The following is an 11,796-nucleotide window of genomic DNA, read 5'->3' as shown; positions in this document are numbered from 1 at the left end:
CCGTGGCGAAGAAGGCTCTGATCGCTAAGGCCGCCCGTAAGCCGAAGTTCGGCGTGCGCGGGTACACCCGCTGCCAGCGCTGCGGCCGGCCCCACTCCGTCTACCGCAAGTTCGGCCTGTGCCGCGTGTGCCTTCGTGAGATGGCTCACCGTGGCGAGCTGCCGGGCGTGACCAAGAGCTCCTGGTAACTCCCCTCTGCCCTCGGGCACAGGGAAGTTCCGGAGACTCTCGGTAAGCATCTGGGTCGGCAGGAGCCCGTCCTTTCATGCCGTAGGCTTGAAGGGTTGGGCGCCTGCCGCCCAAGACCGACTTACTACGCCGTAGGTCCCCGCACCGCACCCGTCCCGCCACTGAGTGGGGAGAGGGATGGCGCATACAGGAAACCCCGGCGAGAGAGGCCGAAGGCCAACTCATGACCATGACTGATCCCATCGCAGACATGCTCACGCGTCTGCGTAACGCGAACTCGGCATATCACGACGATGTCTCGATGCCGCACAGCAAGATCAAGTCGCACATCGCGGAGATCCTCCAGCAGGAGGGCTTCATCACCGGCTGGAAGGTCGAGGACGCCGAGGTCGGCAAGAACCTCGTCCTCGAGCTGAAGTTCGGCCCGAACCGCGAGCGCTCGATCGCCGGCATCAAGCGGATTTCGAAGCCGGGTCTGCGTGTATACGCAAAGTCCACCAACCTGCCGAAGGTCCTCGGCGGTCTGGGCGTGGCGATCATCTCCACGTCCCACGGCCTCCTGACCGGCCAGCAGGCAGGCAAGAAGGGCGTAGGTGGGGAAGTCCTCGCCTACGTCTGGTAGTCGGGAAAGGAAGGAAAGCTCATGTCGCGAATCGGCAAGCTCCCCATCCAGGTTCCCGCCGGTGTGGACGTCACCATCGATGGCCGTACGGTCGCCGTGAAGGGCCCCAAGGGTTCCCTCACGCACACCGTTGCCGCGCCGATCGAGGTCTCCAAGGGTGAGGACGGCGTGCTCAGCGTCTCCCGCCCGAACGACGAGCGTCAGAACAAGGCCCTCCACGGCCTGTCCCGCACGCTGGTGGCGAACATGATCACCGGCGTGACCACGGGTTACAGCAAGGCGCTCGAGATCAGCGGTGTCGGTTACCGCGTCCAGGCGAAGGGCTCCAACCTGGAGTTCGCCCTGGGCTACAGCCACCCGATCCTCATCGAGGCTCCGGAAGGCATCACCTTCAAGGTCGAGTCGCCCACGAAGCTCAGCGTCGAGGGCATCGACAAGCAGAAGGTCGGCGAGGTAGCCGCCAACATCCGCAAGCTGCGGAAGCCCGACCCGTACAAGGCCAAGGGCGTCAAGTACGCGGGCGAGGTCATCCGCCGCAAGGTCGGAAAGGCTGGTAAGTAGCCATGGCATACGGTGTGAAGATCGCCAAGGGCGACGCGTACAAGCGTGCCGCCCTCAAGCGCCGCCACATCCGCGTCCGCAAGCACATCTCCGGTTCGCCGGAGCGTCCTCGCTTGGTCGTGACGCGTTCCAACCGCCACATCGTGGCCCAGGTCATCGACGACATCGCGGGCCACACGCTCGCGTCGGCGTCGACCCTGGACACCTCGATCCGTGGTGGCGAGGGTGACAAGAGCGCCCAGGCCCAGCAGGTCGGCGCCCTGGTCGCCGAGCGTGCCAAGGCCGCAGGCGTCGAGGCCGTCGTGTTTGACCGCGGTGGTAACCAGTACGCCGGGCGGATTGCCGCTCTGGCTGACGCCGCCCGTGAAGCCGGACTGAAGTTCTAAGCCCCGGTTCCTACGCACAGCGTCCGTAACAGAGAGAGGTAATTCCAATGGCTGGACCCCAGCGCCGCGGAAGCGGTGCCGGTGGCGGCGAGCGGCGGGACCGGAAGGGCCGTGACGGTGGCGCTGCCGCCGAGAAGACCGCGTACGTCGAGCGTGTCGTCGCGATCAACCGTGTCGCCAAGGTTGTGAAGGGTGGTCGTCGCTTCAGCTTCACCGCGCTGGTCGTGGTGGGCGATGGTGACGGCACCGTCGGTGTCGGATACGGCAAGGCCAAGGAAGTTCCCGCGGCCATCGCCAAGGGCGTCGAAGAGGCCAAGAAGAGCTTCTTCAAGGTCCCGCGCATCCAGGGCACCATCCCTCACCCGATCACGGGCGAGAAGGCTGCGGGCGTCGTCCTGCTCAAGCCGGCTTCCCCCGGTACCGGCGTTATCGCCGGTGGCCCGGTGCGTGCCGTGCTCGAGTGCGCCGGCGTTCACGACATCCTGTCGAAGTCGCTTGGCTCGTCCAACGCGATCAACATCGTGCACGCGACCGTGGCGGCCCTGCAGGGCCTGCAGCGTCCCGAGGAGATCGCGGCCCGCCGCGGTCTGCCCCTCGAGGACGTCGCCCCCGCGGCTCTGCTTCGTGCACGTGCGGGAGCGGGTGCGTAATGGCTCGCCTCAAGATCACGCAGACGAAGTCGTACATCGGCAGCAAGCAGAACCACCGCGACACCCTGCGTTCGCTCGGGCTCAAGCGCCTGAACGACTCGGTTGTCAAGGAGGACCGCCCCGAGTTCCGCGGAATGGTGCAGACCGTCCGCCACCTCGTGACGGTTGAGGAGGTTGACTGACATGGCGGAGAACAGCCCGCTGAAGGCCCACAACCTCCGGCCTGCCCCGGGCGCCAAGACCGCCAAGACCCGTGTGGGTCGTGGTGAGGCGTCCAAGGGTAAGACCGCAGGCCGTGGTACCAAGGGTACGAAGGCTCGTTACCAGGTTCCGGAGCGCTTCGAGGGTGGGCAGATGCCCCTCCACATGCGTCTCCCGAAGCTCAAGGGCTTCAAGAACCCGTTCCGCACGGAGTACCAGGTCGTGAACCTGGACAAGCTCGCGACGCTCTACCCCGAGGGTGGAGAGGTCACGGTGGCCGACCTGGTCGCCAAGGGCGCTGTGCGCAACAACCACCTCGTCAAGGTCCTCGGACAGGGCGAGATCTCCGTGGCGCTGCAGGTTTCGGTTGACGCCGTCTCCGGCTCCGCCAAGGAGAAGATCACCGCCGCCGGCGGTACGGTCACCGAGCTCGTCTGAGCCGCGGGACAGAACTGGGCCTGGCCGGCCGCCTCTTCGGAGGTGGCCGGCCAGGCTTTTCTGTGTTTGTGCCGCTGTACGGGAACCGTAAAGGCTCGGGAAAGGTTGAACGGGTGTCCACCGCACCGGCGGTGGGGGAGCGGAGGGGCGTTCACGTCCCAAATGGTGTGGCTTGGCCGGTCTTTCGCGGCGCGGGCCGGGAGGCGTGCCGTGCACCGGTGTGCGGTGCGTGTTTCCCGCTCAGTCCCCGGCCGGGTAGGGTGGCGCCGTTAATCTTTTGTGGCCTCCTTACGATGTAGGGCTGCCTTGTATCCGATCCCATCCAGTCCCATCCAGACCCGTCGCCTCTGACGCATAGCGCGGGGGTCGCAGGAGGCACCGTGTTCACCGCGTTCGCCCGAGCGTTCAAGACGCCCGACCTGCGCAAGAAGCTGCTCTTCACGCTCGGCATCATCGTGATCTATCGGCTCGGGGCTCACGTCCCGGCCCCCGGCGTCGACTACACGAAGGTGCAGCAGTGCATCGACCAGGCCGACTCGGGTGGTCTCCTCGGTCTGATGCAGATGTTCAGCGGTGGCGCCCTGTTGCAGATCACCATCTTCGCGCTCGGCATCATGCCGTACATCACGGCGAGCATCATTCTCCAGCTGCTGACCGTGGTGATTCCACGGCTGGAAGCCCTGAAGAAGGAGGGGCAGTCCGGCACGGCGAAGATCACGCAGTACACGCGTTATCTGACGGTCGCGCTCGCCGTCCTCCAGGGCACCGGCCTGGTAGCCACCGCACGCAGCGGTGCGCTCTTCCAGAACTGTTCCGTGGGCAGCCAGATCGTCGCGGACAAATCGGTCTTCACCACGATCATCATGGTCCTCACGATGACCGCCGGTACGGCCGCCGTCATGTGGCTCGGTGAGCTGATCACCGACCGCGGCATCGGCAACGGCATGTCGATCCTGATGTTCATCTCGATCGCCGCCACGTTCCCCGGCGCCCTGTGGGCCATCAAGGAGAGCGGCAAGCTGGCCGACGGCTGGATCGAGTTCGGCACGGTCATCCTCATCGGCTTCGTGATGGTCGGCCTCGTCGTCTTCGTCGAGCAGGCCCAGCGCCGGATCCCGGTGCAGTACGCGAAGCGCATGATCGGACGCAGGTCCTACGGCGGTACGTCCACGTACATCCCGCTGAAGGTGAACCAGGCGGGTGTGATCCCGGTCATCTTCGCCTCGTCGCTGCTCTACATTCCCGCGCTGATCGTCCAGTTCTCGAACTCGCAGGCCGGCTGGGCGACCTGGATCACGGACAACTTCGTCGGGCAGAACGAGCCGTACTACATGGTGGCGTACTTCCTGCTGATCGTCTTCTTCGCCTTCTTCTATGTGGCCATCTCGTTCAACCCCGACGAGGTCGCCGACAACATGAAGAAGTATGGTGGCTTCATTCCGGGTATCCGCGCAGGTCGTCCTACTGCCGAATACCTGAGCTACGTGCTCAACCGGATCACTTGGCCAGGCTCGCTGTACCTGGCCCTGATCGCTCTTGTGCCGACGATGGCGTTGGCGGGCTTCGGCGGTGCGAACGCGAACTTCCCGTTCGGCGGGACGAGCATCCTCATCATCGTGGGTGTGGGTCTGGAAACCGTGAAGCAGATCGAGAGTCAGCTCCAGCAGCGCAATTACGAAGGGTTCCTCCGCTGATGCGAATCGTCCTCGTCGGGCCTCCGGGTGCCGGCAAGGGAACGCAGGCTGCGTACCTTGCTCAAAACCTCTCGATTCCGCACATCGCCACGGGCGACCTCTTCCGCGCCAACATCAGCCAGGGCACCGACCTTGGCAAGCAGGCCCGTGCCTACATGGACGCGGGTCAGCTGGTGCCGGACGAGGTCACCATCGGGATGGCCAAGGACCGCATGGCCCAGTCGGACGCCGTGGGCGGCTTCCTGCTGGACGGCTTCCCGCGGAATGTCGGCCAGGCCGAAGCCCTTGACGTGATGCTCAAGGACGAGGACGTGAAGCTCGACGCGGTCCTCGACCTGGAGGTCCCCGAGGACGAGGTCGTGAAGCGGATCGCGGGTCGCCGCGTCTGCCGCAACAACAGCGCGCACGTCTTCCACCTGACGTACAACCCGCCGAAGGCCGAGGGCGTCTGCGACGCCTGCGGCGGCGAGCTGTACCAGCGGGACGACGACAGCGAGGAGACGGTCCGTACCCGGCTGGAGGTCTACCACACGCAGACCGAGCCGATCATCGACTACTACCGGGCCCAGGGCCTCGTGGTGACCATCTCCGCGCTGGGCAAGGTCGCGGACGTGACCGCCCGCGCCATGGAGGCGCTGAGGGCCTCCGACGAGGGCTGAGCGTCACCCCCGCACCACCCGTAGTGCAAGCCGGCCGCGGCGCCCCAGGGCGCCGCGGCCGACTGCTTGCCCCCGTATCGTTGAACACGTCGAGCCGTACCCGTCACCGTCGATGCAGAGAGGCGCCGAGCAATGGTGCAGATCAAGACCCCCGAGCAGATCGCGAAGATGCGCGAGGCGGGCCTGGTGGTCGCTGCCATGCACGCCGCCACCCGTGAGGCCGCCGTTCCCGGGGCCACCACGCACGACCTGGACCAGGTCGCCCGCAAGGTGATCGCCGACCACGGCGCGAAGTCGAACTTCCTCGGCTACGGCGGGTTCCCCGCGACCATCTGCACCTCGGTCAACGAGGTCGTCGTCCACGGCATCCCGGACGAGAAGACGGTCCTGAAGGACGGCGACATCATCTCGATCGACGCCGGCGCGATCGTCGACGGCTGGCACGGCGACGCGGCGTACACGGCCTTCGTGGGCACCGGTCACGCTCCGGAGCTGGTCGAGCTTTCCCGGGTGACCGAGGAGTCCATGTGGGCCGGGATCGCCGCGATGAAGGTGAACAACCGCCTCGTCGACGTCTCCAGGGCGATCGAGTCCTACATCCGCCGCCAGCCCCGCCCGGCGACCGGCAAGTACGGGATCATCGAGGACTTCGGCGGCCACGGCATCGGCACCGAGATGCACATGGACCCGCACCTGCTGAACTACGTCTCCCGCAAGCGCGGCAAGGGCATCAAGCTGGTCCCGGGCGTCTGCCTGGCGATCGAGCCCATGGTCTCGCTCGGCACGGCGCGGACGGAGACCCTGAGCGACGACTGGACGGTCATCACGACGGACGGCACCTGGTCCTCGCACTGGGAGCACTCCATCGCGCTGACCGAGCAGGGCCCGCTGGTCCTGACCGCCCCGGACTGCGGCAGGGCGAAGCTCGCGGAGTACGGCGTGGAAGCGGCTCCCGACCCTCTCGGGTGATGCGACCCCTCGGGGAGGTCTAAGGATCACCCCGGCTGGGCAAACTTGACGGATTCGTCTTTTGGAGTCCGCTGACGTAGACTGACTCGTCGGCTCTCGTGCATCAGTGTGCCCGCATATCAGCACACCGACAACCAAGAGCCGATCAAGGTAGCCGATTCGAAAGGCGAAGCGTGGCCAAGAAGCAAGGTGCCATCGAGATTGAGGGCACCGTGATCGAGTCCCTCCCGAACGCAATGTTCAAGGTGGAGCTCCAGAACGGTCACAAGGTCCTGGCGCACATCAGCGGCAAGATGCGGATGCACTACATCCGCATCCTCCCGGATGACCGGGTCGTGGTGGAGCTCTCTCCGTACGACCTGACGCGTGGCCGGATCGTCTACCGCTACAAGTAGATCTTGCCGGCACCTCGTTTCGGCGGGTGATGGCACTGACCCGGAGAACCTGACATCCCATGAAGGTCAAGCCGAGCGTCAAGAAGATCTGCGACAAGTGCAAGGTGATCCGCCGTCACGGTCGGGTCATGGTCATCTGCGACAACCTGCGCCACAAGCAGCGCCAGGGCTGACGCACGACCGCCTGCATCTCGCAGTTCTTCGCGCGACGCACGTAATTCGTACATACGCAGAGCCCGTCCAAGCCACGGCTGACGACACCTCCGGCGGGGGCCGGGGACCCGGACGTACCATCGCTCCTCGTGAGCGGTCGGCGGTCGGGAGTGGCACTGCGGAAGACCCCCGATCTAACAACTGGAGCCATTGAATGGCACGCGTTTCAGGTGTTGACATCCCGCGCGAAAAGCGCGTGGAGGTTGCCCTCACCTACGTCTTCGGTATCGGGCGCACCCGGTCCAAGGAGATCCTCGCCTCGACCGGCGTGAACCCGGACGCCCGCGTCCGCGACCTTGCCGAGGAAGACCTCGTCAAGATCCGCGAGTACGTGGACGCCAACCTCCGCACCGAGGGTGACCTCCGCCGCGAGGTCCAGGGCGACATCCGCCGCAAGATCGAGATCGGCTGCTACCAGGGCATTCGTCACCGCCGTGGTCTGCCGGTCCACGGTCAGCGCACCAGCACGAACGCGCGTACCCGCAAGGGCCCGCGTCGCGCCATCGCCGGTAAGAAGAAGCCGGGCAAGAAGTAGTCCTCAGCGGACGCACTGCGGACCTCCGGTTCTCCGGGACCCGCAGCAACCAGCGGTCTTCGCTGTAGGACCGATCACCTCCCCTCTCCATCTGGAGTAAAGACATGCCCCCCAAGGGTCGTCAGGGCGCAGCCAAGAAGGTGCGTCGCAAGGAAAAGAAGAACGTCGCTCACGGCCACGCGCACATCAAGAGCACGTTCAACAACACCATCGTCTCGATCACGGACCCCTCGGGCAACGTGATCTCCTGGGCCTCCGCCGGCCACGTCGGCTTCAAGGGCTCGCGCAAGTCCACCCCCTTCGCCGCGCAGATGGCCGCCGAGTCGGCCGCCCGTCGCGCGCAGGAGCACGGCATGCGCAAGGTCGATGTCTTCGTCAAGGGTCCCGGCTCCGGCCGTGAGACCGCGATCCGCTCCCTCCAGGCCACGGGCCTCGAGGTCGGTTCGATCCAGGACGTCACCCCGACGCCGCACAACGGCTGCCGTCCGCCGAAGCGTCGCCGCGTCTGAGCCGTCACGGCCGGTGACGGCCGTGCGTCAGTAGCGTCAGGTCCGGGCGGTATGCCTCTTACGGGGCGTACCGCCCGTACCCTTGTTACATCTGTCGGGCATCAAATAGTGGGTGCCCACGACTGAAGGATCACCACATGCTTATCGCTCAGCGTCCGTCGCTGACCGAAGAGGTCGTCGACGAGTTCCGCTCCCGGTTCGTGATCGAGCCGCTGGAGCCGGGCTTCGGTTACACCCTCGGCAACTCCCTCCGCCGCACCCTCCTCTCCTCGATCCCCGGTGCCGCTGTCACCAGCATCCGGATCGACGGGGTCCTGCACGAGTTCACCACCGTGCCGGGCGTCAAGGAGGACGTGACCGACCTCATCCTCAACATCAAGCAGCTGGTCGTCTCCTCGGAGCACGACGAGCCCGTCGTGATGTACCTGCGCAAGCAGGGCCCGGGTCTGGTCACCGCCGCCGACATCGCGCCCCCGGCCGGTGTCGAGGTGCACAACCCCGACCTCGTTCTCGCCACGCTCAACGGCAAGGGCAAGCTGGAGATGGAGCTGACCGTCGAGCGCGGTCGCGGCTACGTCTCCGCCGTCCAGAACAAGCAGGTCGGCCAGGAGATCGGCCGGATCCCGGTCGACTCGATCTACTCGCCGGTGCTCAAGGTCACGTACAAGGTCGAGGCGACCCGTGTCGAGCAGCGCACCGACTTCGACAAGCTGATCGTCGACGTCGAGACCAAGCAGGCCATGCGTCCCCGTGACGCCATGGCGTCGGCCGGTAAGACCCTGGTCGAGCTGTTCGGTCTGGCGCGCGAGCTCAACATCGACGCCGAGGGCATCGACATGGGCCCGTCCCCGACGGACGCCGCGCTCGCCGCCGATCTCGCCCTGCCGATCGAGGAGCTGGAGCTCACCGTTCGGTCGTACAACTGCCTCAAGCGCGAGGGCATCCACTCCGTGGGTGAGCTCGTGGCCCGTTCCGAGGCGGACCTGCTCGACATCCGCAACTTCGGCGCCAAGTCGATCGACGAGGTCAAGGCGAAGCTGGCCGGTATGGGCCTCGCGCTCAAGGACTCGCCTCCCGGCTTCGACCCGACCGCCGCCGCCGACGCCTTCGGCGCCGACGACGACGCGGACGCCGGTTTCGTGGAGACCGAGCAGTACTGATCACCTCCGGCGGGGGGTGCCCGGTATTGAGGGTGCCCCCGGGCCGGGGCCGAGGCTCTGTCCTCAATCGCCGGACGGGCTTGATTTCGGCTGATGTCCGGCGAACGCCGGACGGGCTGGAAGGCCGGGTCCGATCGGCACGTATGACTTCCGGGAGGCGTCCGCCTCGCGGGAACTGACACCGGTACCTGATACGGCCGGTGCAGCACACAAGGAGAATCACCATGCCGCGTCCCGCAAAGGGTGCCCGTCTGGGCGGCAGCGCCGCGCACGAGCGTCTGCTCCTCGCCAACCTGGCGAAGTCGCTGTTCGAGCACGGCCGCATCACGACGACCGAGGCCAAGGCCCGTCGCCTGCGTCCGGTCGCCGAGCGCCTCGTCACCAAGGCGAAGAAGGGCGACATCCACAACCGTCGCCTGGTGCTCCAGACGATCACGGACAAGAGCATCGTCCACACGCTCTTCACCGAGATCGCTCCCCGATACGAGAACCGCCCCGGTGGTTACACCCGTATCACCAAGATCGGCAACCGTCGTGGCGACAACGCCCCGATGGCGGTCATCGAGCTGGTCGAGGCGCTGACCGTGGCCCAGCAGGCCACCGGTGAGGCCGAGGCCGCGACGAAGCGTGCGGTCAAGGAAGACGCCCTCAAGAAGGACGAGGCCCCCGCGGCCGAGTCCGTCGAGGACGCCAAGCCGGCCGACGACGCGGAGTCCAAGGACGCCTGAGCGTTCTGAGACGGACCACGGGACGGGCCCGCATCACCCTTCGGGGCGGTGCGGGCCCGCTCTGCTGACCAGGGCAGTTGAGAGGATGACGCGGTGAGCGACGAGGCGGAGCCCGGTTTCGTACGGGTGCGGCTGGACCTGTCCTACGACGGCAAGGACTTCTCCGGCTGGGCGAAGCAGACCAGCCGGCGCACGGTGCAGGGCGAGATCGAGGACGCGCTGAGGACCGTGACCCGCTCCGCTGTGACGTACGACCTGACGGTGGCCGGCCGGACGGACGCCGGGGTGCACGCGCGCGGCCAGGTTGCCCATGTGGACCTGCCGGAGGCGGTCTGGGTCGAGCACGAGGAGAAGCTGCTGCGGAGGTTGGCCGGCCGGCTGCCTCTGGACGTACGGATCTGGCGCGCGGCTCCCGCACCCGCCGGGTTCAACGCCCGGTTCTCCGCGCTGTGGCGGCGGTACGCGTACCGGGTGGGGGACCGGCCCGGCGGCGTCGATCCGCTGACCCGGGGTCATGTGCTGTGGCACGACCGGCCGTTGGACGTGGACGCGATGAACGAGGCGGCCGCGCCGATGGTGGGGGAGCACGACTTCGCCGCGTACTGCAAGAAGCGCGAGGGCGCGACGACCATCCGGACGCTCCAGCAGTTCAGCTGGGTACGGGACCCCGGCTCCGGGGTCCTCACGGCGACCGTGCAGGCGGACGCGTTCTGCCACAACATGGTGCGGGCGCTGATCGGGGCGGCGCTGTTCGTCGGCGACGGGCGGCGGCCGGCCGGCTGGCCCGCCGAGGTGCTCGCCGCGAAGGTGCGCGACCCCGGGGTGCACGTGGTGCGCCCGCACGGGCTGACGCTGGAGGAAGTGGCGTATCCGGCGGACGCGTTGCTGGCGGCCCGTGCCGTGGAGGCGCGGAACGTACGGACGTTGCCGGGTGCGGGCTGCTGCTGAACGTCACTCCGGCGGGAACTCCCGGTCGCCCGGCCGGGGGTCCGGTGCCGAGGGTGTCGTTCCGTCAGCCGTTGGGGTCGGCGGCGGCCTCGGAGGCCTGGAGCTGGCCCCGGCGGTGGATCTGGCGGAAGGTGAAGTTCGTCAGGTCCTTGTTGACCGCGTAGACGCCCTTGTCGGCGGTGGTGACCCGCTTGCCGTTCAGGAAGCCGCCGACGGTGAAGTAGGCGTACCGGCCGTAGGAGTTGGCGGTGCGCAGGCAGACCGTGCCGCCCCGGCAGAAGGTGTCGACGCCGCCGCCGCCGAGGGAGGCGAGGCCGCCCGAGCTCTGGTCGACGGCCTTCTTCGCGCGGGCCTCCGTCTCGAAGACCGCGATGCCGACGGTGACGGCCACCCCGTCCTTGCGGTAGGTGGCCCGGACGAGCTGCTCGCAGCCGTTGTTCGTGAGGACCGTGCCGAGGGCGCCCTGGGTGCCCGTCGCGCACTTGGCGGTGTCGCTCGTCGCGCCCTTGAGGTGGACGCGGTCGCCCATGGTGAGCTTCTTGCCGGGGAAGAACCCGTCGGCGGTGATCGGCGCCTTGTCCTTCTTGGCGCTGGAGATGTAGTCCTTGGGGTCCGGCGGGGGCGGCGGTGCGACCGAGGAGAACGAGGGCGCGGGCGCGGAGGTGTCCTCGGGGAGTTCGGCGGGTGCGGGCAGTTGGCTCGCGTTCTTGTCCGCCGTGCCCGTGCCGCCGTTCGACGTGACCACGGCCGTGGTCACGATCGCGCCGATCGCCACGGTGGCCAGAGCGCCACCGCCGATCATCATCAGCTTCTTCCGGCGGGCACGCGCCGCGGATTCCTCCGCCAGCGCAGCCCAGTCCGGAGTCCCGTCGCCCCCGGGCCCCCAGGAGGCCCCCCCTTGCCCAAAGCTCATGCGCGCAGTTTAGAGGGAGACGTAAA

The 11,796-nt window shown here is 67.2% G+C and carries 18 protein-coding genes; 17 read left to right on the top strand and 1 reads right to left on the bottom strand.

All coding sequences use genetic code 11. The features are described from left to right. The first annotated feature begins 2 nt into the window (after positions 1-2). From CR470_RS07080 to truA, 17 genes are all read left to right on the top strand, one after another. A complete protein-coding gene (locus tag CR470_RS07080; protein ID WP_003948630.1) occupies positions 3-188 on the top strand; it encodes a type Z 30S ribosomal protein S14 in 186 nt (61 codons plus the stop codon). A 224-nt stretch (positions 189-412) separates the two neighbouring features. After that, complete coding sequence (gene rpsH / locus CR470_RS07070) at positions 413-811, top strand: 30S ribosomal protein S8 (protein WP_007446728.1); 399 nt, start codon at positions 413-415, stop codon at positions 809-811. Between the two features lie 21 nt (positions 812-832). Continuing rightward, positions 833-1,372: a 50S ribosomal protein L6 gene (gene rplF, locus CR470_RS07065; protein WP_097866721.1), complete on the top strand. Its 540-nt coding sequence runs from the start codon at positions 833-835 to the stop codon at positions 1,370-1,372. A gap of 2 nt (positions 1,373-1,374) precedes the next feature. Beyond that, positions 1,375-1,758: a 50S ribosomal protein L18 gene (rplR, locus tag CR470_RS07060; RefSeq protein ID WP_015610732.1), complete on the top strand. Its 384-nt coding sequence runs from the start codon at positions 1,375-1,377 to the stop codon at positions 1,756-1,758. Between the two features lie 47 nt (positions 1,759-1,805). Then, positions 1,806-2,408 carry a 30S ribosomal protein S5 gene (gene rpsE, locus CR470_RS07055; protein ID WP_097866720.1) on the top strand — a complete coding sequence of 201 codons (603 nt, stop codon included), beginning with the start codon at positions 1,806-1,808 and terminating at the stop codon, positions 2,406-2,408. Then, a complete protein-coding gene (gene rpmD, locus CR470_RS07050; protein ID WP_006126892.1) occupies positions 2,408-2,590 on the top strand; it encodes a 50S ribosomal protein L30 in 183 nt (60 codons plus the stop codon). The genes rpsE and rpmD overlap by 1 nt, the downstream gene beginning before the upstream one ends. Position 2,591: 1 nt before the next feature. Continuing rightward, complete coding sequence (gene rplO / locus CR470_RS07045; RefSeq protein WP_003966942.1) at positions 2,592-3,047, top strand: 50S ribosomal protein L15; 456 nt, start codon at positions 2,592-2,594, stop codon at positions 3,045-3,047. A 380-nt stretch (positions 3,048-3,427) separates the two neighbouring features. Then, positions 3,428-4,741, top strand: coding sequence for a preprotein translocase subunit SecY (gene secY / locus CR470_RS07040; protein WP_007446723.1), 1,314 nt, complete (start codon positions 3,428-3,430; stop codon positions 4,739-4,741). After that, positions 4,741-5,400, top strand: a complete 660-nt coding sequence (locus tag CR470_RS07035; protein WP_097866719.1) for an adenylate kinase — start codon at positions 4,741-4,743, stop codon at positions 5,398-5,400. Before secY ends, CR470_RS07035 begins: the two co-directional genes overlap by 1 nt. A gap of 132 nt (positions 5,401-5,532) precedes the next feature. Then, complete coding sequence (gene map / locus CR470_RS07030) at positions 5,533-6,369, top strand: type I methionyl aminopeptidase (RefSeq protein ID WP_097866718.1); 837 nt, start codon at positions 5,533-5,535, stop codon at positions 6,367-6,369. A gap of 173 nt (positions 6,370-6,542) precedes the next feature. Beyond that, a complete protein-coding gene (gene infA, locus CR470_RS07025) occupies positions 6,543-6,764 on the top strand; it encodes a translation initiation factor IF-1 (protein ID WP_003956442.1) in 222 nt (73 codons plus the stop codon). A 59-nt stretch (positions 6,765-6,823) separates the two neighbouring features. Further along, positions 6,824-6,937: a 50S ribosomal protein L36 gene (gene rpmJ / locus CR470_RS07020; RefSeq protein WP_003956441.1), complete on the top strand. Its 114-nt coding sequence runs from the start codon at positions 6,824-6,826 to the stop codon at positions 6,935-6,937. A 194-nt stretch (positions 6,938-7,131) separates the two neighbouring features. Further along, positions 7,132-7,512, top strand: coding sequence for a 30S ribosomal protein S13 (gene rpsM, locus CR470_RS07015; protein WP_007446719.1), 381 nt, complete (start codon positions 7,132-7,134; stop codon positions 7,510-7,512). 104 nt (positions 7,513-7,616) lie between these two features. Further along, a complete protein-coding gene (gene rpsK, locus CR470_RS07010) occupies positions 7,617-8,021 on the top strand; it encodes a 30S ribosomal protein S11 (protein WP_003956432.1) in 405 nt (134 codons plus the stop codon). A gap of 137 nt (positions 8,022-8,158) precedes the next feature. Beyond that, positions 8,159-9,181 (top strand): DNA-directed RNA polymerase subunit alpha, encoded by a 1,023-nt coding sequence (locus CR470_RS07005; protein ID WP_003966937.1) that lies wholly within the window; start codon positions 8,159-8,161, stop codon positions 9,179-9,181. A gap of 224 nt (positions 9,182-9,405) precedes the next feature. Further along, positions 9,406-9,909 carry a 50S ribosomal protein L17 gene (rplQ, locus tag CR470_RS07000; protein WP_018960210.1) on the top strand — a complete coding sequence of 168 codons (504 nt, stop codon included), beginning with the start codon at positions 9,406-9,408 and terminating at the stop codon, positions 9,907-9,909. Positions 9,910-10,002: 93 nt separating this feature from the next. After that, on the top strand, positions 10,003-10,857 hold the full coding sequence (truA, locus tag CR470_RS06995; protein WP_097866717.1) for a tRNA pseudouridine(38-40) synthase TruA: 855 nt from the start codon (positions 10,003-10,005) through the stop codon (positions 10,855-10,857). Between the two features lie 64 nt (positions 10,858-10,921). On the opposite strand, the gene CR470_RS06990 is transcribed toward truA, so the two are convergent. Next, a complete protein-coding gene (locus CR470_RS06990; RefSeq protein ID WP_097866716.1) occupies positions 10,922-11,770 on the bottom strand; it encodes a hypothetical protein in 849 nt (282 codons plus the stop codon). Positions 11,771-11,796: the final 26 nt, after the last annotated feature.

The sequence above is a fragment of the Streptomyces sp. rh34 genome, assembly GCF_002551245.1.
GTDB lineage: Bacteria > Actinomycetota > Actinomycetes > Streptomycetales > Streptomycetaceae > Streptomyces.
The sequence above is the reverse complement of the archived record's forward strand: the minus strand, read 5'-3'. Positions and strand labels throughout refer to the sequence as shown.